General features: G+C 68.3%; 1 pseudogene. It reads left to right on the top strand.

The features are described from left to right. Positions 1 to 128 precede the first annotated feature (128 nt). Positions 129 to 622, top strand: a pseudogene (locus Ato02nite_RS49980) (ABC transporter permease); the annotation flags it as partial.

Below are 622 nucleotides of genomic sequence, written 5' to 3'. Positions count from 1 at the left end.
GACCGGATCGCGGTGATGTACCGCGGCCGGATCCTGGCCACCGTCTCGCCCGACATGCCCCGCGAGGAGATCGGCCTGCTGATGGCCGGCATCACCGGCGCGGAGTCGGCAGAGGAAGAGGAAGCAGAGTGACCACCGACGTCGAGGCGCCTCCACCCGCCAAGGAGTCGCCCAAAAAAGAAGACGGTTTCCTCACCCTCTTCCTGAAGAACCTCTGGTCGGCCAACACCGTCACGGTCACGGTCCTGTCGATCTTCCTGGCGCTGGTCGTCGGCGCCGTGCTGATCGTGGTCTCCGACTCCGAGGTGCTGTCGAAGTTCGCCTACTTCACCTCCCGGCCCAGCGACGCCCTGCAGGCGAGCTGGGACCTGATCAGCGGCGCCTACGCCGACCTGTTCAAGGGCGCCATCTTCGACCCGGCCTCGTTCCAGGCCTGGTTCGACGGCAGCGGCAGCTGGCAGGCCGCGTTCGGCCCGATCTCCGAGACCCTCACCTACGCCACCCCGCTGGTCTTCACCGGCCTGGCGGTGGCGATCGCCTTCCGCGGCGGCCTGTTCAACATCGGCGGCCAGGGCCAGGCGGTCATGGGCTGCGTGTTCGGCGGGGTGGCCGGCTTCGCGTT

It is taken from the genome of Paractinoplanes toevensis (assembly GCF_018332695.1).
Classification (GTDB): Bacteria; Actinomycetota; Actinomycetes; order Mycobacteriales; family Micromonosporaceae; genus Actinoplanes; species Actinoplanes toevensis.
Note: the sequence above shows the minus strand (reverse complement) of the source record. Positions and strands in the feature narration are given on the sequence as shown.